Annotated in this window: 17 protein-coding genes; 12 read left to right on the top strand and 5 right to left on the bottom strand. The window is 75.7% G+C overall.

The features are described from left to right. Positions 1-11 precede the first annotated feature (11 nt). The 4 genes from HS048_RS26035 to HS048_RS26020 all read left to right on the top strand — a co-directional run bounded on the left by HS048_RS26035 (position 12) and on the right by HS048_RS26020 (position 6,597). Positions 12-2,603, top strand: a complete 2,592-nt coding sequence (locus tag HS048_RS26035; protein ID WP_196468945.1) for a Tat pathway signal sequence domain protein — start codon at positions 12-14, stop codon at positions 2,601-2,603. A 269-nt stretch (positions 2,604-2,872) separates the two neighbouring features. Next, positions 2,873-3,190 (top strand): L-rhamnose mutarotase, encoded by a 318-nt coding sequence (locus HS048_RS26030; protein ID WP_196468944.1) that lies wholly within the window; start codon positions 2,873-2,875, stop codon positions 3,188-3,190. A gap of 10 nt (positions 3,191-3,200) precedes the next feature. Then, on the top strand, positions 3,201-4,361 hold the full coding sequence (gene rhaI, locus HS048_RS26025) for an L-rhamnose isomerase (protein WP_196468943.1): 1,161 nt from the start codon (positions 3,201-3,203) through the stop codon (positions 4,359-4,361). Between the two features lie 187 nt (positions 4,362-4,548). After that, on the top strand, positions 4,549-6,597 hold the full coding sequence (locus HS048_RS26020) for a bifunctional aldolase/short-chain dehydrogenase (protein WP_196468942.1): 2,049 nt from the start codon (positions 4,549-4,551) through the stop codon (positions 6,595-6,597). A 51-nt stretch (positions 6,598-6,648) separates the two neighbouring features. On the opposite strand, the gene HS048_RS26015 is transcribed toward HS048_RS26020, so the two are convergent. Then, positions 6,649-8,106 (bottom strand): NERD domain-containing protein kinase family protein, encoded by a 1,458-nt coding sequence (locus tag HS048_RS26015; protein ID WP_196468941.1) that lies wholly within the window; start codon positions 8,104-8,106, stop codon positions 6,649-6,651. A gap of 218 nt (positions 8,107-8,324) precedes the next feature. Here HS048_RS26015 and HS048_RS26010 point away from each other — a divergent pair, with 218 nt between their 5' ends. The 7 genes from HS048_RS26010 (at position 8,325) to plsX (ending at position 16,304) form a co-directional block, all read left to right on the top strand. Next, on the top strand, positions 8,325-10,271 hold the full coding sequence (locus HS048_RS26010; RefSeq protein WP_068895600.1) for an AarF/ABC1/UbiB kinase family protein: 1,947 nt from the start codon (positions 8,325-8,327) through the stop codon (positions 10,269-10,271). Positions 10,272-10,360: 89 nt separating this feature from the next. Beyond that, the gene (locus HS048_RS26005) at positions 10,361-10,762 is read left to right on the top strand and encodes a phage holin family protein (RefSeq protein ID WP_068895598.1); all 402 of its coding nucleotides are present in this window, start codon (positions 10,361-10,363) and stop codon (positions 10,760-10,762) included. Beyond that, entirely contained in the window at positions 10,759-11,547 is a 789-nt protein-coding gene (locus HS048_RS26000; RefSeq protein WP_068895596.1) for a DUF3618 domain-containing protein, read from the top strand. The genes HS048_RS26005 and HS048_RS26000 overlap by 4 nt, the downstream gene beginning before the upstream one ends. Further along, entirely contained in the window at positions 11,548-12,552 is a 1,005-nt protein-coding gene (locus HS048_RS25995; protein WP_196468940.1) for a YihY/virulence factor BrkB family protein, read from the top strand. It begins immediately after the preceding gene. Positions 12,553-12,796: 244 nt separating this feature from the next. Next, positions 12,797-14,254 (top strand): phytoene desaturase family protein, encoded by a 1,458-nt coding sequence (gene crtI / locus HS048_RS25990; protein WP_196468939.1) that lies wholly within the window; start codon positions 12,797-12,799, stop codon positions 14,252-14,254. A 116-nt stretch (positions 14,255-14,370) separates the two neighbouring features. Then, entirely contained in the window at positions 14,371-15,303 is a 933-nt protein-coding gene (locus HS048_RS25985; RefSeq protein WP_307832640.1) for a phytoene/squalene synthase family protein, read from the top strand. A gap of 32 nt (positions 15,304-15,335) precedes the next feature. Then, entirely contained in the window at positions 15,336-16,304 is a 969-nt protein-coding gene (gene plsX, locus HS048_RS25980) for a phosphate acyltransferase PlsX (RefSeq protein WP_196468937.1), read from the top strand. A 5-nt stretch (positions 16,305-16,309) separates the two neighbouring features. Here plsX and HS048_RS25975 read toward each other — a convergent pair whose 3' ends face one another. After that, positions 16,310-17,146 carry a spheroidene monooxygenase gene (locus tag HS048_RS25975; RefSeq protein ID WP_230881884.1) on the bottom strand — a complete coding sequence of 279 codons (837 nt, stop codon included), beginning with the start codon at positions 17,144-17,146 and terminating at the stop codon, positions 16,310-16,312. On the opposite strand from HS048_RS25975, the gene HS048_RS25970 reads away from it, so the two are divergent. Further along, positions 17,103-17,720, top strand: a complete 618-nt coding sequence (locus HS048_RS25970; RefSeq protein ID WP_196468936.1) for a glycerol-3-phosphate acyltransferase — start codon at positions 17,103-17,105, stop codon at positions 17,718-17,720. The genes HS048_RS25975 and HS048_RS25970 overlap by 44 nt on opposite strands. Here HS048_RS25970 and HS048_RS25965 read toward each other — a convergent pair. Genes HS048_RS25965 through HS048_RS25955 form a run of 3 tightly spaced genes read right to left on the bottom strand, consistent with a single transcriptional unit; the run spans position 17,668 to position 21,262 of the window. Further along, on the bottom strand, positions 17,668-19,077 hold the full coding sequence (locus HS048_RS25965; protein WP_307832639.1) for a glycosyltransferase family 2 protein: 1,410 nt from the start codon (positions 19,075-19,077) through the stop codon (positions 17,668-17,670). The genes HS048_RS25970 and HS048_RS25965 overlap by 53 nt on opposite strands. Next, positions 19,074-20,513 carry an NAD(P)/FAD-dependent oxidoreductase gene (locus HS048_RS25960; protein WP_230881883.1) on the bottom strand — a complete coding sequence of 480 codons (1,440 nt, stop codon included), beginning with the start codon at positions 20,511-20,513 and terminating at the stop codon, positions 19,074-19,076. The genes HS048_RS25965 and HS048_RS25960 overlap by 4 nt, the downstream gene beginning before the upstream one ends. Continuing rightward, the gene (locus HS048_RS25955) at positions 20,501-21,262 is read right to left on the bottom strand and encodes a carotenoid biosynthesis protein (RefSeq protein WP_307832638.1); all 762 of its coding nucleotides are present in this window, start codon (positions 21,260-21,262) and stop codon (positions 20,501-20,503) included. Before HS048_RS25955 ends, HS048_RS25960 begins: the two co-directional genes overlap by 13 nt. Positions 21,263-21,481 lie beyond the last annotated feature (219 nt).

Below are 21,481 nucleotides of genomic sequence, written 5' to 3'. Positions count from 1 at the left end.
GGGGAGCGACGGTGCTGCGCTGGCTGGAGCGGCCGTGCCGGCAGGGCGTGGCCTGGGGAGTGCCCTGGCCGCGCGGTGCGCTGCGGCCCGGGGTCCCCTTCGCGCTCGCCGACGGCACCCCGGTGCAGAGCTGGACCACCGCGACCTGGCCCGACGGCTCGGTCAAGTGGTCGGCCCACGCCATCGGGCCGCAGGCCGTACCCGCCGGGTCCTACGAGCTGGTCCCCGGGGCCGAGCCCGCCGCGCCGGACGACCCGGTGACCGTCGCCCGCGCCGGCGACGGGCTGCGGGTCGCCACCGGACCGGTCGCCTGGATGCTGCCCGGGCCGGGCGGGACGGACCTGATCGCGTCCGTCGCGCACGGCGGCACCGAGATCGTGCGCGGGGTGCGCCTGGTCAGCCTCCGTCAGGACACCCCCGACGAGGACGGCTCGCGCGTCCGCGTACCCGCCGCCGGCGTCGTCTCGGCGGTCGCCGTCGAGCAGGACGGCCCGGTGCGCGCGGTGGTGCGGCTGGAGGGCCGGCACGTCGAGGAGGACGGGAGGTCCTGGCTGCCCTTCACCGTGCGCCTGTACTTCCACGCCGGGGCGCCGGACGTGCGCGTCGTGCACAGCTTCGTCTGGGACGGCGACGCCTCCGCCGACTTCCTCGCCGGTCTGGGCCTGCGCGCCGAGGTGGTCATGCGCGACGAGCCGCACGACCGGCACGTCCGGCTGGCCGGGGCGGAGGGCTTCCTCACCGAGGCCGTCCGGGGCCTGACCGGCCTGCGCCGCGATCCGGGCGAGGCCGTACGGCGGGCGCAGACCGAGGGCCGACCGGTCGGTGGGATCGGGAACCCGGAGGTGGCCGGCCGGCTGCACCTGATCCCGGTCTGGAACGACCACACCCTGGAGCAGCACAGCGCCGACGGCTTCACCCTGCGCAAGCGCACCGCGCCCGGGCACGCCTGGGTCACCGTCCCGGCGGGCACGAGGTCGGAGGGCTACGGCTACGTCGGAGGCGTGAGCGGCGGCCTGGGCTTCGGCCTGCGCGACTTCTGGCGGCTGCACCCCACCCGGCTGGACGTGCGCGGCGCCGCCGTGGGGGCGGGGGAGGCCGCCGAGGTCACGGTCTGGCTCTGGTCGCCCGGCGCGCCCCCGATGGACCTGCGCTTCTGGCACGACGGGATGGGCCAGGACACCCACGCCGGGCAGCTCGAGGGCCTGGAGATCACCTACGAGGACCACGAGCCGGGCTTCGGCGACCCGCACGGCGTCGCCCGCACCCACGAGCTGACCCTGCGGGTCCACCCGGCCACCCCGCCGAACGCGGAGCTGGCCGAGCACGCCGCGCTGCTGCAGGCCCCCGGCCTGCTCACCGCCGCGCCCGAGCGGCTGCGCGCGGCGGGGGTGTTCGGCGTCTGGGCGCCGCCCGACAGGTCGGACCCGGCCGCCGCGGAGATCGAGGACCGGCTGGACTTCCTGTTCGACTTCTACCTGCGCCAGCGCGAGGAGCGCCGGTGGTACGGGTTCTGGGACTACGGCGACGTCATGCACGCCTACGACCCCGACCGGCACACCTGGCGCTACGACGTGGGCGGCTACGCCTGGGACAACTCCGAGCTCTCGCCGGACCTGTGGCTGTGGTACCAGTACCTGCGCACCGGGCGGGCCGACGTCTTCCGGTTCGCCGAGGCGATGACCCGGCACACCGGCGAGGTGGACGTCTACCACCTGGGCCGGTGGAAGGGGCTGGGGTCGCGGCACAACGTGCAGCACTGGGGGTGCAGCTGCAAGCAGCTGCGCGTCTCCAGCGCCGTCTACCGGCGCTTCTTCCACTACCTGACCGCCGACGAGCGCACCGGGGACCTGCTCGACGAGCTCGCCGCGCCCGAGGAGACGTTCCTGGCCGTCGACCCGCTGCGCAAGGTCCGCCGGGACGCCTACACCCCCGACCCCGCCGCCCTGGCGGTGGGGCTCGGCGTGGACTGGGGGGCGCTGGCCGCGGCCTGGCTCACCCGCTGGGAGCGGCACGGCGACGAGCGGGCCCGGGACCGGCTGCTGGGCACGATGGCGGACATCGCGGCGCTGCGGCACGGCTTCCTCACCGGGGAGGCCCGCCTGGACCTGGCGACCGGGCGGTTCGACACCACCCGGGAGGCCGTCGAGGTCTCCCACCTGTCGGCGGTGTTCGGGCTGCCGGAGGTCTGCGCCGAGCTGATCGACCTGGACCTGGGCGTGCCCGGCTTCGAGGAGGCCTGGCTGGACTACTGCCGGCTCTACCTCGCCGGGGCCGAGCGGCAGGCCGCCGAGCTGGGCCGGGCGCTGGAGGGCGTCTCGCTCGTCCAGGCGCACAGCAGGCTCGCCGCCTACGCCGCGGCCCGCACCGGCGACGCGGAGCTCGCCCGGCTCGCCTGGCGCGCGTTCTTCCGGGACGAGGGAGACCGGCTCAACGTCAACCCGCTGCAACGCGAGCGCGACTGGCGGCTGACCGAGGTCCGCGGCCCGGCGGTGCTCATGCCGGTCACCGAGGCGCCCTTCGTCTCCACCAACGACGCCGCCCAGTACGGCCTGGCCGCCATCCAGAACCTCGCCCTGCTCGGAGACCGGATCACCGTCCCCTGACCCGCCTGCGACCGCCGCGCCCCGGACGGAGCACGGACGACCCCGTGGACCCCCTCCGGAGGCGGGTGCGGCGGTCGCGGGCGTCCCTGGACGGCCGGTCCGGCCGACGACGCTTGCCCTGTCGGCTGCTTAAAACGTGTCACCTCATATCGCTGTCCGATTGCGTAGAGCTTCACGCCTTATTGCCGATTTATCCGCATTGACAGGGCGGTGCGTACGCCGTACCTTCCTGGAAGCTCTTAAAACGTTTTGAGAAATCTGGAGCCCGTGTGCAGCGCGTCTGCTTCCTGCTGAAGGTCCGGTCCGAGCGGCTGGAGGAGTACCGGGAGCGGCACCGGGAGGTGTGGCCGGAGATGCTCGACGCCCTGCGGCGGGCGGGGTGGCGCAACTACTCGCTGTTCCTGCGTCCCGACGGGCTGCTGGTGGGCTACCTGGAGACCGAGGACTTCGCGGCCGCCCGCGCGGCGATGGCCGGGACCGAGGTCAACGCCCGCTGGCAGGCCGAGATGGCGCCGTTCTTCGAAGCCCTCGACGGGCGCCCGGACGAGGGCATGAGCCCGCTCGACGAAGTGTTCCACCTGGACTGATCGGGAAGACATGACCACCGACATCAAGGCCGCGCTGCGGGCGCAGGCCATCGAGACCCCCTCCTGGGCGTACGGCAACTCCGGCACCCGCTTCAAGGTGTTCGCCCAGCCCGGGGTGCCGCGCGACCCGTTCGAGAAGCTGGCCGACGCCGCCCAGGTGCACGCGTTCACCGGGATCGCGCCCAGCGTGGCGCTGCACATCCCGTGGGACCGGGTGGACGACTACGCGGCGCTGTCCGCGCACGCCGCCGGCCTGGGCGTGCGGATCGGCGCGATCAACTCCAACGTGTTCCAGGACGACGACTACCGGCTGGGCAGCGTCACCAACCCCGACCCGCGGATCCGGCGCAAGGCGACCGACCACCTGCTGGCGTGCGTGGACATCATGGACGCCACCGGCTCCGACACGCTCAAGCTCTGGTTCTCCGACGGGATCAACTACCCCGGCCAGGACGACCTGAGGGCCCGCCAGGACCGGCTGGCCGAGGCACTGTCGGAGGTCTACGACCGGCTCGGCGAGGGCCAGCGGTTCCTGCTGGAGTACAAGCTGTTCGAGCCGGCGTTCTACGCCACCGACGTGCCCGACTGGGGCACCGCCTACGCGCACTGCGTCCGGCTCGGGGAGAAGGCGCAGGTCGTCGTGGACACCGGGCACCACGCGCCGGGCACCAACATCGAGTTCATCGTGGCGTTCCTGCTGCGCGAGGGCAGGCTCGGCGGCTTCGACTTCAACTCCCGCTTCTACGCCGACGACGACCTGATGGTCGGCTCGGCCGACCCGTTCCAGCTCTTCCGGATCATGTTCGAGGTGGTCCGCGGCGGCGGGTACGGCCCGGACTCGGGCGTGGCGTTCATGCTCGACCAGTGCCACAACATCGAGCCGAAGATCGCCGGCCAGATCCGCTCGGTGATGAACGTGCAGGAGGCCACCGCCAAGGCCCTGCTGGTGGACACCGGCGCGCTGGCCGCGGCGCAGGCGGCCGGGGACGTGCTCGGCGCCAACGCGGTGCTGATGGACGCCTACGACACCGACGTGCGGCCGCTCCTGGCGGAGCTGCGCGCGGAGGCGGGCCTGGAGCCCGACCCGATGGCCGCCTACGCCCGGTCGGGTTACTTCGAGAAGGTCTGCGCCGAGCGGGTCGGCGGCACGCAGGCCGGCTGGGGCGCGTGAGCGCCGGGCGCCCGGGCCGGAAGCCCGCCGCGAGGGCCCGGCCGAGGCGTCCGCTCCGCCCCGGGGACGCGGCTTCGCGGACACGGCTCACGACCGCTCCGAGAAGACCGCTCCGAGGACACGGCCGTGCGGACACGGCCTTGAGGACACGGACGATTCGTTGAAGGACTCGTTGGGGGACACCGTCATGACGTCACCGGTCGAAGCACTGCTGCGGCGCTCGCACGCGCTCGGCGCCGACCCGCGCAACACCAACTACGCGGGCGGCAACACCTCCGCCAAGGGCACCGCCGCCGACCCGGTCACCGGCTCCGAGACGGAGCTGATGTGGGTCAAGGGCTCCGGCGGCGACCTGGGCACGCTGAGCGAGGCGGGCCTGGCCGTGCTGCGCCTGGACCGGCTGCGCGCCCTGGCCGGGGTCTACCCGGGGGTCGAGCGCGAGGACGAGATGGTCGCCGCCTTCGACCACTGCGCCTTCGGCCGGGGCGGCGCCGCGCCCAGCATCGACACCGCGATGCACGGCCTGGTCGACGCCGCCCACGTCGACCACCTGCACCCCGACGCGGGCATCGCGATCGCCACCGCCGCCGACGGCCCCGAGCTGACCCGGCGGATCTTCGGCGACCGGGTGGTCTGGGTGCCCTGGCGGCGGCCCGGCTTCCAGCTCGGCCTCGACATCGCCGCCGTCAAGGCCGGCAACCCGCGGGCGATCGGCTGCATCCTGGGCGGCCACGGCATCACCGCCTGGGGGGACACCTCCGCCGCGTGCGAGGCCGGCTCGCTGGAGATCATCCGCACCGCCGAGGCGTACATCGCCGAGCACGGCCGCCCCGACCCGTTCGGCGCGGTGCTGCCCGGCCGCGAGCCGCTGCCCGGGTCCGCCCGGCACGCGCGCGCCGCCGCGCTGCTCCCGCTGGTGCGCGGCCTGGCCTCGACCGACGCCCCGCAGGTCGGCCACTACACCGACACCCCCGAGGTGCTGGACTTCCTGGCCCGCGCCGAGCACCCCCGCCTGGCCGCGCTCGGCACCTCCTGCCCGGACCACTTCCTGCGCACCAAGGTCCGGCCCCTGGTGCTCGACCTGCCCGCCGACGCGCCCCTGGAGGCGGTGACCGCGCGCCTGCGCGAGCTGCACGCCGCCTACCGGGCCGACTACGCCGCCTACTACGAGCGGTACGCCACGCCGGAGTCCCCGCCGATGCGCGGCGCCGACCCGGCGATCGTGCTGGTGCCCGGGGTCGGCATGTTCTCCTTCGGCAGGGACAAGCAGACCGCCCGGGTGGCCGGCGAGTTCTACGTCAACGCGATCAACGTGATGCGCGGCGCCGAGGCGCTGTCGTCGTACGCGCCGATCGAGGAGTCGGAGAAGTTCCGCATCGAGTACTGGGAGCTGGAGGAGGCCAAGCTCCGCCGGATGCCCGCACCCAGGCCGCTGGCCGCCCGGGTGGCGCTGGTCACCGGGGGCGGCTCGGGCATCGGCGCGGCCACCGCCCGGCGGCTGGCCGCCGAGGGCGCGTGCGTGGTGGTCGCCGACCGTGACGCGGCCGCCGCGGAGAAGGTCGCCGCCGGGATCGGCGCGAAGGCCCACCGGACGGGCGACGCCGCGATCGCCGTGGAGATGGACGTCACCTCCGAGGAGCAGGTCGCCGCCGCGGTACGGCAGGCCGTCCTGGCCTTCGGCGGCGTGGACCTGGTCGTCAACAACGCCGGCCTCTCGCTGTCGCGGTCGCTGCTGGAGACCACGGCCGCCGACTGGGACCTGCAGCACGACGTGATGGCCCGGGGCTCCTTCCTGGTCTCGCGGGAGACCGCCCGGGTGATGATCGACCAGGCGATGGGCGGCGACATCGTCTACATCTCCTCCAAGAACGCCGTCTTCGCCGGCCCGGACAACCTGGCGTACGGCGCGGCCAAGGCGGACCAGGCGCACCAGGTGCGGCTGCTCGCCGCCGAGCTGGGCGGGCACGGCATCCGGGTCAACGGCGTCAACCCCGACGGGGTGGTGCGCGGCTCGGGCATCTTCGCCTCCGGCTGGGGCGCCAACCGGGCCGCGGTCTACGGGGTGGAGGAGGAGAGGCTGGGCGAGTTCTACGCCCAGCGCACCCTGCTCAAGCGCGAGGTCCTGCCCGAGCACGTCGCGGCGGCCGTCTTCGCGCTGACCGGCGGCGACCTGGGTCGCACCACGGGACTGCACGTCCCGGTGGACTCGGGGGTGGCGGCGGCCTTCCTGCGCTGAGCCCCGCCCCTCACGCCCGGTCCGGGACCCTCCCCGCCCGGTCCGGGACCCTCACGCCGACCTGCCCGAGATGCGGCGCAGCGCCTCCCGGAACCGGCCCGGCCGGGCGGGCTCCGGCCGTACGCGGGGTGCGGGGGCCAGCCCGTCGCGGGCCCGCAGCAGGTCGGCGAGGGCCTCGGCGGCGGAGGGGCGCTTGGCCGGCGTGTGGTCGCGCATCCGGCGCAGCAGGTCCATCACCTCCGGCGCGATCCCGGGCGCGGCGTCACCCGGCGCGGGTTCGGCGTCCGGGCTCGCGGGCGGCAGCGCGCCGGTGAGCAGCCGGAAGGCGATCACCCCGGCCGCGTAGACGTCGGAGGCCGCCGTCATCAGCTCCGGCCTGGCCTGGCACTCGGGGGCCACGTAGTGGGTGTCCAGCACGTTGGGCAGCTCGTTGGCCACGGTGTGCGCGCGCGGGCCGGGCTTGGCGTAGTCGAACCCGGTCAGCATCGCGCGCCCGTCCTCCGCGACGAGCACGCAGGCGGGACTGAGCGCCCGGTGGACCACGTTGTTGGCGTGCACGTGGGCCAGGCCGTCCAGCATGTCCTCCACGATGCCCACCAGCGTGCCGAGCCGCTGCGCGGCGGGCGGCGCGTGCCGCCCGGAGGCGCCCAGGTGCAGGTGGAGCGCGCGGCCGTGCACGTCGTCGAGGACCAGCACGAACCGGCTCTCGTCGTCGACGGCGAAGAAGTCGCGGGAGCGGACGACGCACGGGTGCGGCGGGATCCGGGTCAGGGCCTGGTAGGCGTTGGTGATCAGCCGCCGCTCGGCCTCCCGCGGCCCCTCCTCGGCCAGCGGGTCGGCCCGGTACACCCGGAGCAGGACCGTCTCGCCGCCGCGCACCGTCGCGTTGACCGCGCGGTACTCGGTGACCCGGTTGTCCCCGCCGAGCTCCTCCTCCACCTCCCAGTTGCCGAACCTCGGGGGCGCGGTGGAGCGCCGGACGCTCCCGTTCAGCGCCTCGATGATCGCCGTCCGGTACGGTCCGGTGTCGGTGCTGTAGCCGCGCCGGACCCGGGAGGCGTCGCCCAGCGTCGCGATCAGCCCCGGCAGGTCCGTGACGTGCCGGGAGTCGCGGCCGGCCGGGTCGACCAGCTCGGCGCCGGCCCCGGTCAGCACGACGACGCTGTCGACGTAGACGCGCTCCAGCTCCCGGCGCGCCCGCATCAGCAGGCCCTTGAGCGCCCGCCCGTTGCCCCGCAGCTTGCTGACCGGGGAGCCGAAGGCGCTGCGCCGCTCCGGGAACCACCGGGTCCCGGCCACCTCGATCCGGCCCCGGGTGCCCTTGACGTCGATGACGCACAGGGAGTGGCCGGTCAGCACGACCAGGTCGACCTCGAAGGAGTCGTCCTCGCGCGGCACCTCGATGTTGTGCAGGAGCAGCCAGTCGCCGGGCGCGTTGTCCCGCAGGTGCGCGATGACCCGCCGCTCGGCGTCGTTGACCGGGCGTCCGCCCCCGACGATCTGTGCCATGTCGAGCGTGCCGCCTTCCTCGCCGCGTTCCGGGCCTGACGTCGGATCCCGGGTGGAGTCCGTGTCCCGGGCGGGATCCGGGCCCGGAACGGAACCCGTGCCCCGGACGGAACCCTCGTCCCGGACGGAACAAGGTTCCCATCCTTGCCTGTATACCTGCATTTCCGCCACTCGCTAGTCTGGCCGCCGGGAATCGTGATCAAGACGGGCGGGGACCGGTGGACTTCCTGGTGGTGGTGGGCCTGGCGGCCACGGTCGCGGTGATGCTGGCCGGATTCGCGGTGGCCGCGCGGCGCGTGCTCGGCCTGCGCTTCGGCGCGGTTCGCACGCTGCTGGCCGGGGCGCTGGTGATCGCCATCATCGGGCCGCTCATGCAGGCGTTCGCCGGGACCGTGGACCCCGCCGACACCGGGATCACCCCGCTGTGGTTCTTCGTCCTGGCGGTGCTGTGCGCGCTGCTCGCGGGTCTGGTGTTCCTGGTCGTCGCGGAGGCGCTGGTGCCGCCCGGCTCGCTGCCGGGGCCGCTGGAACTCGTCCGGGCGGCGCGCCGCAGGGCGGTCAGGTCGCGGCGCTACCTGCAGATCACCCGCATCCTGATCCGGCACGGCCTCGGTCCCTACCTGCGCGGGCGCGACCCCGGCCCGAGCGCCCCGGCCGGCCGGGCCCGGACCGCCGAGGCGCTGCGCCTCGCCCTCGACGAGGCCGGCGTCACCTTCGTCAAGCTCGGCCAGATCATGTCCACCCGGAGCGACCTGCTGCCCCCGGAGTTCGTCGAGGAGCTGCGGCTGCTCCAGGACCGGGCGGCCCCGGCCCCGTGGGCGGAGATCGAGCGGGTGCTCGTCGCCGAGCTCGGCGGGCCGGTGGAGGAGGCGTTCGCGGAGTTCGAGCGCGAGCCCCTGGCGGCGGCCTCGATCGCGCAGGTCCACCGGGCGCGCCTGAGCGGCGGCGAAGAGGTGGTGGTCAAGGTCCAGCGCCCGGGGATCGCGGCCGTGGTGGAGCAGGACCTCGACATCGTGGCGCGCCTGGCCCGGTCGCTGGAGCGGCGGACCGGCTGGGGGCGGGCGTTCGGCGTGGGCGAGCTGGCCCGGGGGTTCGCCGAGGCGCTGCGGGAGGAGCTCGACTTCCGGGTCGAGAGCGCCAACATGGCCGCCGTGGCCGCCGCCGCCGCAGGGGAGCCGGTCCACGTCCCCGCGCCCCGGCCGGAGCTGTCCTCGCGGCGGATGCTGGTGATGGAGCGGCTGGCGGGCACCCCCTTCGGCGGTGCCGTACCGGAGGGGGCGGACCGGCAGGGGCTCGCCAGGACCCTGCTGGAGACGCTGCTCCGCCAGATCATGGTGCACGGCGTGTTCCACGCCGATCCCCACCCCGGCAACATCATGCTGCTGGAGGACGGCCGGCTGGGGCTGCTGGACTTCGGCTCGGTGGGACGGCTCGACGCCGCGCTGCGCGGTGCGCTGCAGCGCCTGCTGGCCGCCCTGGACCGGGGTGACCCGCTGGGTGTGAGCGACGCCCTGCTGGAGGTCGTGGCGCGCCCCGAAGAGATCGACGAACGCGAGCTGGAGCGCGACCTCGGCCGGTTCATGGCCCGTCACCTGGTCACCGGGGCCGCCCCCGACATGCGGATGTTCTCGCATCTGTTCCGCGTCGTCTCCGCGCACGGGCTGTCGGTGCCGCCCGAGGTCGCGGCGGTCTTCCGGGCGCTGGGCACCGTCGAGGGGACACTGGCGCGGCTCGCCCCCGGATTCGACATCGTCGCCGAGGCCCGGGCCTTCTCCGCCCGCCACCTCGCCGAGCGGGGCGGCCCGGAGGGGATCCGGGAGGCCGCGGCGCAGGAGATGCTGCACCTGCTGCCCATGCTGCGCCGCCTGCCCCGCCGGGTGGAGCGGATCGTCGGCGCCGCCGAACACGGCCGGTTCGGAGTGAACGTCCGGCTCTTCGCCGACGAGCGCGACCGGCGCTACGTCACCGGGGTGCTGCACCAGGTGCTGCTGACCGTCCTGGCGGCCACCACCGGGGTCATGGCCGTCCTGCTGCTCGGCACCGAGGGCGGGCCGTCCGTCACGCCCGGGGTCGGCCTCCTCCAGCTCCTCGGGTACAACCTGCTGGCGATCAGCGCCATGCTGGGACTGCGCGTCCTGGTGCTGATCTTCCGCTCGGAGCGCTGACCCGGCGGCCGTCGCCGGGCGGTCCCGGCCGCATGTTTGCCGTGGCAGGAGAGGGTAGCGCCTACCTCTGTAGGGAGGAGGCGCGTCACATGGCGAACAGTACGAAAGATGGCCTTTCCACCGGCGAGCTGATCAAGCAGATCTCGGAGGAGGTCTCCCGGCTGGTCAGGGACGAGATCCGGCTGGCCAAGATCGAGCTCGGGGAGAAGAGCCGGCACGCGGGACGGGGTGCGGGAATGGTCGGCGGGGCGGGAGTCATCGCCCTGTTCGGAGGCGGCGCACTGGTCGCCGCGGTCATCCTGCTCCTCGCCCAGGCGATGCCCGCGTGGGCGGCCGCGGCGGTCGTCGGCGCGGTGCTGCTGCTCGCGGCCGCGGTGCTCGGGCTCCGCGGCAAGCGCCAGGTGTCCGCGGCGGGCTCGCCCGCCCCACAGCGGACCATCCGCAGCGTCAAGAACGACATCGACGCCGTGAAGGAGAGGGCACACCGATGAGTGAGACCGACCCGGGTCGCGGCAGGGACGTCGCTCCCGCGGGCGCGACCGGTTCCCGCAGGCAGGAGATCGGCACCCCGGTGCCCCCGGACGAGCGCGGGTCCCTGAACATCCCGCCGAACGAGCCGAGGGGGGCCGCAGGCTCCCGGGGCGAGGGGACGCCCACCGACGACCTCGGGCTCCCGCCCTGGGAGAGCGACGGGACGCCCGAACTGCTCAGACGCGACAGGGGGTCCGCCCGCGGGCCGGAGACCCCCGAGGAGGCCGTGCGGCGGGAGATCGAGGAGACCCGCCGGGAGCTGGGAGACAGTGTGGAGGCACTGGTGCACAAGACCGACGTGAAGGGCCGGGTCCAGGAGAAGGCGGCCCACATGGGCGACGACCTCAAGCGCATGGGCGCCGCCACGGCCGGTACGGCCACCGGCATGCTGGACCGCGTCAAGGGCGCGGCGCCCGAAGTGCTGGACAAGGCCCGGCAGGCCACGCCCGCCGAGGTCAGGCACGCCGCGGAGAAGGTCTCGACGGAGGCCGGCCGGCGGCCCTTCGCGACCCTGGCCGTGGTCGGCGCCGTCGCGCTGGCCGTCGTCCGCGTCATGCGGCGCAGGCGGGCCGCGCGGTCCGAGCCGACCGGCGTCCTCGGGCTCTGGAAGGGCAAGCAGGTCGACGTCGCCCGCGTCCCGTGGCTGGGGAAGGGCAGGCAGGTCTCCGTCGCCCGCGTCCCCTGGGTCAGAAGGGGTCCGGGAGTCGGCACGGCCCGTGTCCCGCGGGTGAGGAAGAACCGGTAGATGAGCGCAGCGCGAGCCGCCGGGGCCCCCGGGAAGGCGGGCTCCGGCGCCCCCGAGACGCCCGCGCAACTGCCGCCGAGGGCCTGGTGGGGGGTCCTCAAGCGGACGGTCGGAGAGTTCCGGCGGGACAACGTGGCCGACTGGGCCGCCGCCCTCACCTACTACGCGGTGCTGTCGGTCTTCCCCGCCCTCATCGTCCTGGTCTCGCTGTCCGGCCTGGTCGGACAGGACGTGATCTCCACGATCCTCAGCCAGGTGGCGGCGATCGCCCCGCAGGACGTCACGAACCTGGTCGAGCAGCAGGTGGGGAACCTGCGGCGGAGCGGCGGCACCGGCCTGGTGGCGATCTTCGGTCTGCTGGTGGCGCTCTGGTCGGCGTCCGGCTACATCGCGGCCTTCGTCCGGGCGGGGAACGCCATCTACGACATCGAGGAGGGCCGGCCGTTCTGGAAGCTGACCCCGCTGCGGGTCGGCCTCACGCTGGTGTTCGTCGTCCTGATGGCCGCCAGCGCGGTGATCGTCACCTTCACCGGTGAGCTCGCCCGCGTCGCGGGCGAGGCCCTCGGGTTCGGTGAGACCGCGGTCACGGTCTGGAACTACGCCAAGTGGCCCGTCCTGCTGCTGATCGCCTCGGCCCTGGTGATGCTCCTGTACTGGGCCGCGCCCAACGTCCGCCAGCCCGGATTCCCCTGGATCAGCCCCGGCGGCGTGCTGGCGGTGCTGCTGTGGATCGTGGTCTCCCTCGGATTCGCGGTCTACGTGGCCAACTTCGGCTCCTACAACAAGACCTACGGCACGCTCGGCGCCGTGGTGGTCTTCCTGGTCTGGCTCTGGCTGTCCAACATGGCGATCCTGCTGGGCGCCGAGTTCGACGCCGAGCTGATGCGGGCCAAGAAGATCGCCACGGGGCATCCGCCGACCGCCGAGCCGTACGCCGAGCCCCGCGACCCCGCCGAGGAGGACCCCGACCGCCCCGAGGACGGCGGGGTGTCGCGGCTCGGCTGAACGCCCGCCGCCGCCGAGCGTCCGTCCTCGCCTCGCCGGCCCGCGCTCACCGGCGGGGCACCGGATGCATCCGCGGGACGGGTCCCGGCCGAAGACCCGGATAGTGATCGCACGCTCTTTGCACGATTCCGGGAGATGAACGGGCCGGAAGCGGGCAGGGGGCACGGAGCGGCCACCCGCGGGCCGACCCGGCCCGCGGACCCGGCGGGGAGCCCGCCGGTCCGGTGGAGAACGAGGAGCGCGCATGGGCCCGACCGTGGTGATCGGAGCCGGGCTCGGTGGCCTGGCCGCGGCGATGCGGCTGGCCGCCGCGGGACGGGACGTGACCGTGGTGGAGGCCCGCGACGTGCCCGGCGGCTGCTGCGGGACCGCGCGGCTGGGGGAGTACCGCTTCGACACCGGGCCGTCGGTGCTCACCATGCCCGGCGTCCTGGCGGACGCCTTCGCCGCGGCGGGCGAGGATCTGGAGTCCTGGCTGCCGCTGCGCCGGCTGGACCCGTACTACCGGCTGCGCTACCACGACGGTTCCCACCTGGACGTCGTGGCCGGCGAGGACGCGATGGCCGAGGAGGTGCGGCGGCTGTGCGGGGCGGCGGAGGCGGGCCGCTACCGGCGCTTCCGCGCCCGCCTCGCCGAGCTGTTCGCGGCCGAGTGGGACGCCTTCATCGACCGGGACATGACCCGGCTGCGGAACCTGGCCCGCCCGGCGGCCCTGACCAGGCTGGCCGCGCTGGGCGGTTTCCGGCGGCTGGACCGCCTGGTGGCGGGCCACCTCACCGACCCCCGGCTGATCAGGGCGCACACCTTCCAGGCGCTGTACGTCGGCCTCTCGCCCCGGCAGGCGCTCGGCATCTACGCGGTGATCGCCCACATGGACACGGTCGGCGGCGTCTACTTCCCCCGCCACGGCGGCATGCACGCCATCCCCCAGGCGATGGCGGCCGTGGCGGAGAAGGCCGGGGCGCGGCTGCGGTACGGCGTGCGCGCCGTCCGGGTCGAGACCGGCTCCTCCGGGGTCAGCGGCGTCCTGCTCGACACCGGCGAGCGCCTCGCCGCCCGCGACGTCGTGGTCGCCTGCGACCTGCCGGACGCCCACGCCGGGCTGCTGCCGCGCGGCGCGGGCGACTGGCGGCTGCGCCGGCCCCGCTACTCCCCCTCCTGCCTGGTGCTGCACTTCGGCCTCGACCGGCGCCTGCCCGGCCAGGCGCACCACACCCTGCACTTCGGCCGGGAGTGGCACTCCTCCTTCGCCGACCTGGCCCGGGGCAGGCCGCAGGGCGATCCGAACCTGCTCGTCACCTACCCCGAGTCCGACTCCGGCGCCGCGCCCGCCGGGCACGCCACGCTCACCGTGCTGGAGCCCGCGCCCAACCTGCAGCGCGCCCGCTGGGACGGGCTCACCCCGCGCCTGGAGGAGCGCCTGCTGGGCAGGCTCGCGGACCTCGGGTACGGCGACCTGTCCGGAGCCCCCCGGCTCGGCTTCGACCCGCCCGGCTGGGCCGGGCTCGGCCACTCGGCGGGCACGCCGTTCGCGCTGGACCACCGGTTCCGGCAGACGGCCTGGTTCCGCCCGGCGGGCGCCGCCCGGCGGGTCCCCGGCCTGCACTTCGCGGGCATGTACACCGCGCCGGGGGTGGGGGTCCCCCCGGTGCTGATCTCGGGCCGGCTGGCCGCCGAGCGCATCCTGGAGGCCCGCCGATGACACCGCCGCCCACCCCGCCGCGAATTCCGTCCCCGCCGCACGTCCTGTCCTCGCCCCAGCCCCCGTCTCCGTCCGTGCCGCGCGTCCCGTCCGTGCCCGCGCCCGGACGCCCTCCCGTGGCACCGCCTCCCGTCCCGCTGACCCGCAGCTACGAGCTCTGCCGCCGGCTGAACGCCCGCCACGGCCGCTCCTACTACCTGGCGACCCTCCTGCTCCCGGCCTGGAAGCGTCCCCACGTGCACGCGCTGTACGGCTTCGCCCGGCACGCCGACGAGATCGTCGACTCCTTCACGATGACCGGCGACCGCGAGGCCGCGCTCGACGAGCTGGCCGGGCGCCTGGCCCCCGCGCTCGCCGGGGAGGCCACCGGCGACCCGGTGCTGCCCGCCTTCGCGCAGACCGTGCGCTGCTTCGGCATCGACCACGCCGACGTCGAGGCGTTCCTGGAGTCGATGCGGGCCGACCTGACCGTCACCCGCTACGACACCTACGACGACCTGCTCGGCTACATGGAGGGCTCGGCCGCCGTCATCGGCACGATGATGCTGCCCGTGCTCGAACCCCTGCCCGGCATGGCGGAACGGGCGCGCGAACCGGCCCGCCAGCTCGGACTGGCCTTCCAGCTCACCAACTTCCTGCGCGACGTCGCCGAGGACCTGTCACGCGGCCGGGTCTACCTGCCCCTGGCCGACCTGGACCGGTTCGGCGTCTCCGTCGCCGACCTGGGCCGGAGCACGCCCACCCCGGCCCTGCGCGACCTGCTGGCCTTCGAGACCGAGCGGGCGCGCGCGCACTACCGGCGGGCGGCGGAGGGCGTCGCCCTGCTCACCCCCTCCTCCCGGCCGTGCGTGCGCGCGGCCCACGAGCTGTACGGCGGCATCCTCGACCGGATCGAGGCCGCCGGTTACGACGTGCTGGGCGGCAGGGCGACCGTGCCCCGCCGCCGCAGGCTGGCCGTCTTCGCCCGCCACCTGTCCGCGGCCGCCGCGGCGGGCCGGGCGGAGCGCCGGGCGGCCGGGGCGCTGCGGCCCGGGTGGGAGGGCCGCTGACCACCATCCATCACCGTTGCCAGGAGGACACGATGCCGGAACCGGTCGTCGTCGACGCGATGGGCGGGGACCACGGGCCCGCCGAGACCGTCAGGGGAGCCGTGACCGCCCTGCGGGAGCACGGGGTGCCGGTGCTGCTCGTCGGCCGGGCCGAGGAGATCCGCCGGGAACTGGCGCGGTACGGCGCCTCCGGTGAGATCGAGGTGGTCCACGCCGAGGAGGTCGTCCCGATGGGGGAGCGGGGTCCGGGGGCGCTCGCCGGGACCTCCAGCATCACGGTCGGCTGTGAGCTGCTGAGCCGGGGGGCCGGGGCCGCCTTCGTCTCGGCCGGTTCCACCGGGGCGGTCGTCTCGTGCGCGATCCGGAGCGTCGGCCGGGCGGAGAGCGTGCTCCGGCCCGCCCTGGCCATCGCGCTGCCCCAGGTCACCGGTGGTTCGAGCGTGCTGCTCGACGCCGGGGCGACCGCCGACCCCACGCCGGAGATGGTCGCCGGGTTCGCGCTCCTCGGCACCTCCTACGCCCGGCTCGTGCTCGGCACGGCGGAGCCGACGGTGGGCCTGCTCTCGATCGGCTCCGAACCGGGCAAGGGCAACCGGCTGACCCGCAGGACCGAGGAGCTGCTCCGGCGGCTGCCGCTGCGCTTCCACGGCACCGTCGAGGGCCACGACGTGCTGGCGGGCGTCGTCGACGTGATCGTCACCGACGGATTCACCGGCAACGTCGTGCTCAAGAACGTCGAGGGGGCGGTCAGGACGACCCTGGCCATGATCGCGCACGCCGGGATCGCCCGGCCGGACGAACTGCGGGAGGTGGCCGGTCGCTACGACCCCGAGACGCACGGCGGAGCCGCGCTGCTCGGGCTGAGCCGCACCGTCGTCGTCGCGCACGGCTCCTCGCGCGCCCGCACGATCGCCCGGGCGTGCGTGGTGGCACGCGACCTCGCCCGGGGAGGGAAGCCGGTCCGGGCACCGGGGCACCGCGCGGCGGAACCGGCCCGGTGAGCCGGCTACGGCCGGGGGCCGAGGGAGGCGGGGGACCCCGCCAGGGGGTCGGTCCCGTTCCACGTCCCCGCGCTGCCGTAGGGGGCGAACCGGGTGAACATCTCCTCCGCGTACCAGCCCTCGTCCCGGGTCCGCCCGATCACCCGGCGGTGCGCCCGGCCCCGGTGGGCGAAGTCCCGGACCGCGGCGGCGTCGCGCCAGAGCGAGAACGTGGCCTGCCGGGCCAGCGGCCACTCCCCGACGCCGACGGAGGCCAGGCAGCCGTCCTGCTCCCGGAGCAGGGCGTCGACGGCGGGGACCGAACGGTAGAACGCGACCAGCCGGGACGGCCGGATCGACGCCCTGGTCAGCACGGCGACCGGACCGGAGCCCTCCCGCGGGCCCGGCGGCCCGTCCCGGCCGGCGCCGTCCCTGGCCGCTCCGGTTCCGGCAGACCCGGTTCCGGCAGGCCCGGCTCCGGCCGGGCCGTCCGCGATCGGACCGAACGGGTCCACCCCGCCCCAGCTCCCGCGCGAGGCCAGCGGCGCGAGCCGTACCTGCCAGGACTCCACGGTCTCGTCGCGCCAGCGCGCCGCCACCGGGGAGCGGGCCAGGAAGGCGTCCAGGTCCCGCTCGGCGCGCCAGACCGCGAACAGCGCCCAGCGGCGCAGGTCCGCGCCGAGGCTCATGGACGCGCCCCGGCCGGACCCCAGCAGCCGCCGGAACACCAGTCCGGGGGTGCGCGCCAGCACCGGCCGGTCGAACGCCATGTGCCGCATGGCCCCCAGATCCGCATACCTGACGAGGTGGAACGAGGCGATGGTTCCCGTGCCCCTGCCCCTGCCCCTGCCCGTGGCCGTCATCGGCGCCTACCTCCTCGGATCCGTGCCGGTCGCGGTGCTCGTCGCCCGCGCGCACGGCTTCGACCCGCGCGCGGTCGGCGACCGCAACCCGGGCTTCTGGAACATGAAGGAGCGGCTCGGCGGGAGGGCCGCCGCGCCGGTCTTCGCCGGTGACATGCTCAAGGGGGCCCTCGCCGCGCTGCTCGCCCTCTGGGTGAGCGGCGGGCACACGGCCGGGTCCGGCGCGGTCTCCGGCCCCAGCACCGTCCCGGTGTACCTCGCCGTGGCGGCGGCGATGGCCGGGCACGCGTGGCCGGTGTTCGCCGGGTTCCGCGGCGGGCGCTCGATCCTCACCTTCGCGGGCGGCTTCGCGGTCGTCTGCCCGCCCGCCTTCCTGCTGGGCCTCGCCGTCCTGGCCGGCACCGCCCTGGCCGCCCGCTCCTTCGCGATCGGTGCGCGGGCCGGGGTGTTCGCCCTCCCGCTGCTGCAGCTGCCGTTCGCGCCGGCCGCGCACGTCGCCGGGACCGGCGCGCTGATGTGCCTCATCGGGTTGCGCTTCGGCCAGGCCGCGCGGACCGCCCGGCGCCCGTCGTGACCTTCCGGGCGGGCCGCCCCACCCCCGGCCCGGCGGCCGTCTCCGGTCCGCCGGGGGCGGCGGCCGGGGCGGTCCCGGGGACGGCTCCCGCGGCGGCCGCCGGGTAGGACCGGCCCCGCCAGGTGCGGACGGGCCGCAGGGTCGCCGCGGTCAGCCGGAAGGCCGCCAGCGGGTCCAGCAGGGGGGAGAGCAGCGTGCCGGGTCCCGGCCGGGTGTAGCTGCCGCGCAGTGCCCCGGCCAGCAGCAGCCGGACCGCCAGCAACGCGAGGTCGAGCCGGGTGGGCCGGCCCGCGACCAGCCGGATCGGGGGCAGCGCGGCGGTGAGCCAGAGCACCGCCAGGTCGGCGGCCTGGCGCCCCGGGGAGGTGACGTCCCGCAGCGGGAGCGAGCGGCCCCACTCCCGCCACACCTCGGCCGCGGACTCGTGCATGTCGACCTCCAGCAGCCCGCCCGAGTCCAGGAAGCCCACCGACCAGCCGTCCGCGGCCAGGGTCCTGGCCAGCGCCACGTCGTCGGTCAGGTGCCCGCGGACCCGGGTGAACCCGTCGGCGGCCAGCATCGCCGTACGGCGGAAGGCCGTGCACTGGCCGTTGGCCACCACCCGGTGCGGCGGCGGAGGGGAGGACGGGCCGATCGGGCCGAACCGGTAGACCAGCGTGGCCAGGAACGCCGAGTGCAGCGCCTGCTCGGCGATCCCGTCGCAGACGAACCGGGGGCCCACCGTGACCAGGTCGTAGGAGTCCAGGGCGGCCGCCACCGCCCCGAACAGGCCGGGCGCGGGACGCGCGTCCGCGTCGAGGGTGACCACGACGTCGCCGAGGGCCGCCTCGGTCCCGTGCCGCAGCGCCCACTGCTTGCCCACCCAGCCCGCCGGCAGGGGAGGGGCGGCCAGGACCTTCGCGCCGAGTCCGGCGGCCAGCCGGGCCGTGCCGTCGCGGGAGCCGTCGTCGACCACCACGACCTCCGCGACGGCCGGGTCGGCGAGCGCCGCCGACACGCACGGCCCGATACGGTGCTCCTCGTCGCGGGCCGGGACCACCACGGAGATGCGCGGGCCGCGCCCGGGCCCGGCCGCGGGGGACGGCCGGCCGGGCCCGGGACCGTCCGCGGGGGAGGACCGGCCGTCCCGGGGACCGGTCACGGGGGAGAGCGGGGGCAGGCGGGTGCGCCCGCGCGCCAGCCGTACGGCGACCACCACCGCGGCGGCGGCCTGGCACGCGGTGAGCGCGGCCAGGGCGGCCCGGACCGGATCCCGACGGCCGGTCCGGGTGGTGGCGGCCCGGGCGGCGGTGGTGAGGGCGGTGACCGGGACGGCGCCGATCGGGACGGCGGTCCGGGGGCGGGCGGAGCGGGTCACCGGGGGAAGTCCTCGGCCACCAGCGACGCCACGATGCGCCCGCCCATCGCCACCAGCGGCAGCCCGCCGCCGGGGTGAGCCGAGCCGCCCACCAGGTACAGGCCGCGCAGCGGCCCCCGGTTGCCGGGGCGGCGCAGCGGGGCCAGCGGTCCCGCGTAGGCGCCGCCGTAGATCGCCCCGCCCCAGGCGCCGTAGCGGTCGCGCAGGTCGGCGGGGGTGAGCAGGTCGACGAAGCGGAGCCGGCCCGACAGGTCGAGACCCCGGCCGGCCAGGCGTTCCAGCACCAGGTCCCGGTAGGCGTGCGGGGACATCGGCCACCGGCCCGGGTCGCGGGCCGGGACGTTGACCAGCATGGTCCAGTTCTCGCAGCCCTCCGGGGCCTGCGACGGGTCGTCCACCGCCGAGCAGCCGACGTAGACGGTCGGGTCCTCCGGCGGGCGCCGCCGGTCGAAGACGTCGGCGAACTCCCGCTCGTAGTCGGCGGAGAAGAGCACCGTGTGGTGGGCCAGCCCCTCGGTCCGGCCCTCCACCCCGGCCATCATCAGGAACGCCGAGGAGGACAGGCCGAGCGAGGCGATCCGCCGCAGCCGTCGCCGGTCGGGCAGCAGCCGCCCGTAGAGCGCCGCCGCGTCGGTGTTGGCGACCACGACCGCGGCGTGCTCGCGCTCGCCGGAGGCCAGCCGTACGCCCCGCACCCGGTCGCGGTCGGCGAGCAGCCCGGTGACCTCGGCGCCGAGGACGACCTCCACGCCGGCCTTCTCCAGGGCCGCGGCGAGCGCGTCGGCGAGCCGGGGCAGCCCGCCCGCCACGTACCAGCCGCCCTCGCCGTGCTCGATCGCGGGCACGCAGGCCAGTGCGGCGGGCGCCCGGTAGGGGCTGGAACCGGCGTAGGTGGCGTAGCGGCCGGCGTACTGCAGCAGGCGCGGGTCGGTGAAGAAGCGCCGGGCCAGCCCGTGCAGGGTCCGGCCGGGCGCGACCGCCGCCAGGTCGGACAGGCTCCCGCGCGGCGCGGACCGGGACGGGGAGACCGGCGGCCCGGCGAAGAAGCCGCGCGCCGACGCCTCGTAGCACCGCCGGGCCCAGGCGTGGAACGCCCGCCAGCCGGCCCCCTCGCCCGGCGCGAGCCGCTCCACGGCCCCGGCCATCCGCTCCGGGTCCCGGGGTGCCGTCAGCACCGAGCCGTCGGCGAAGCGGTAGCGGCACAGCTCGCGCGGTTCCACCAGGTCGAGCTCCAGCCCCAGGCCGGTGAACAGGTCCGGCAGGGTGAGCAGGGACGGCCCTTCGGAGAAGGTGAAACCGTCGCGCCGGTGCTCGGCGAGCTTGCCGCCCAGCCGGGGCAGCCGCTCGTAGAGCCGGACCCGGTGCCCCTCGCGGGCCAGCAGCAGCGCGGAGACCATCCCCCCGACGCCGCCTCCGACCACGATCACTTCCGCCATCGACGCCTCCAGGCGAGCAGGACGAACACACCCATGCAGATCCCCCCGGCGGCGGCGACCAGCGGGTCGGGCGGGTCGAAGACCACCGCGAAGCCGATCGTCTCCATGACCGCCATCACCGTGTACAGCGCGGCCAGGCCGGTGCTGCGCGCCGCCGGGTCCGGCAGGGAGAGGTCGATCAGCACCATCACCAGCAGCGACACGGCCAGCCAGCCGGCGAAGTTGCCGAGCGGGACGCCCCGGTAGGGACCGGGCTCGTGCCACACCCACAGGCCCAGCCGGATCATCTGCGGATCCAGGAACAGGTCCCACGCGGTGAGCGCCGCCGCGCCCAGCGCGACGCGCGCCGCCCGGCTCGCCGGCGCCGCCGCGGAGGCCGCCGCGTGGGCCGCCAGACCCATGCCGCCCCAGGCCAGTGCGACGATCACCGGGACGCCGCCGGGCTGCGGCTGGAGCAGGCCGGTGTAGTGGTAGTCGCCGAACGGCACCCCGGTCCTCGTGCCGATCCACTCCGCGGCGTAGCCGGCCGCGACGGCGGCGGCGAAGGCCGCGGCCGCCCGCGGGAGGGTGTGGACCGCCGCGGCGAAGGCGAGCGCGGCCGCCGCCAGCAGCAGCACGACCACGCTGGTGAGCAGGATCGGCCGCGGTTGCAGCCCGGTCGCGACCTGCGCCGCCACCATGGCGGCCAGCAGCGCCGTCCCGGCCCGGCCCGCCGCCGCGGGCGCGGCCGGAATCCCCGTCGCGGTCACCGCACATCCCTCCCCGCTCCCGGCCACCCGTGCGCGTCTCCCACGGAGACTCCTTCGAGTGGTTCTCTCCTCCCGGACGCATTCCGCACCCCACCGGGGGATCTTCTTCGGGAAGAGCTTCGGGAAGGCCCGGCGTCCGCCGCCCGCCGGGCCGTACGAGCTCTGACGCCGCCGACACCGACACCACCGGCGCCGCACGGACGCCGACGCCCACGCCAC

This window comes from Planomonospora sp. ID91781 (genome assembly GCF_015711595.1).
Lineage (GTDB): Bacteria > Actinomycetota > Actinomycetes > Streptosporangiales > Streptosporangiaceae > Planomonospora > Planomonospora parontospora.
This window is presented reverse-complemented; position numbering and strand designations above follow the sequence as displayed.

What these genes read in the sequence shown, in the direction of transcription:
- crtI (WP_196468939.1), top strand. Translation starts at nt 12,797, where the DNA reads ATGGGCCCGACCGTGGTGATCGGAGCCGGGCTCGGTGGCCTGGCCGCG.
- plsX (WP_196468937.1), top strand. Translation starts at nt 15,336, where the DNA reads ATGCCGGAACCGGTCGTCGTCGACGCGATGGGCGGGGACCACGGGCCC.
- HS048_RS25960 (WP_230881883.1), bottom strand. Translation starts at nt 20,513, where the DNA reads ATGGCGGAAGTGATCGTGGTCGGAGGCGGCGTCGGGGGGATGGTCTCC.
- HS048_RS25970 (WP_196468936.1), top strand. Translation starts at nt 17,103, where the DNA reads ATGGTTCCCGTGCCCCTGCCCCTGCCCCTGCCCGTGGCCGTCATCGGC.
- HS048_RS25995 (WP_196468940.1), top strand. Translation starts at nt 11,548, where the DNA reads ATGAGCGCAGCGCGAGCCGCCGGGGCCCCCGGGAAGGCGGGCTCCGGC.
- HS048_RS25975 (WP_230881884.1), bottom strand. Translation starts at nt 17,146, where the DNA reads ATGACGGCCACGGGCAGGGGCAGGGGCAGGGGCACGGGAACCATCGCC.
- HS048_RS26000 (WP_068895596.1), top strand. Translation starts at nt 10,759, where the DNA reads ATGAGTGAGACCGACCCGGGTCGCGGCAGGGACGTCGCTCCCGCGGGC.
- HS048_RS26020 (WP_196468942.1), top strand. Translation starts at nt 4,549, where the DNA reads ATGACGTCACCGGTCGAAGCACTGCTGCGGCGCTCGCACGCGCTCGGC.
- rhaI (WP_196468943.1), top strand. Translation starts at nt 3,201, where the DNA reads ATGACCACCGACATCAAGGCCGCGCTGCGGGCGCAGGCCATCGAGACC.
- HS048_RS26005 (WP_068895598.1), top strand. Translation starts at nt 10,361, where the DNA reads ATGGCGAACAGTACGAAAGATGGCCTTTCCACCGGCGAGCTGATCAAG.
- HS048_RS26015 (WP_196468941.1), bottom strand. Translation starts at nt 8,106, where the DNA reads ATGGCACAGATCGTCGGGGGCGGACGCCCGGTCAACGACGCCGAGCGG.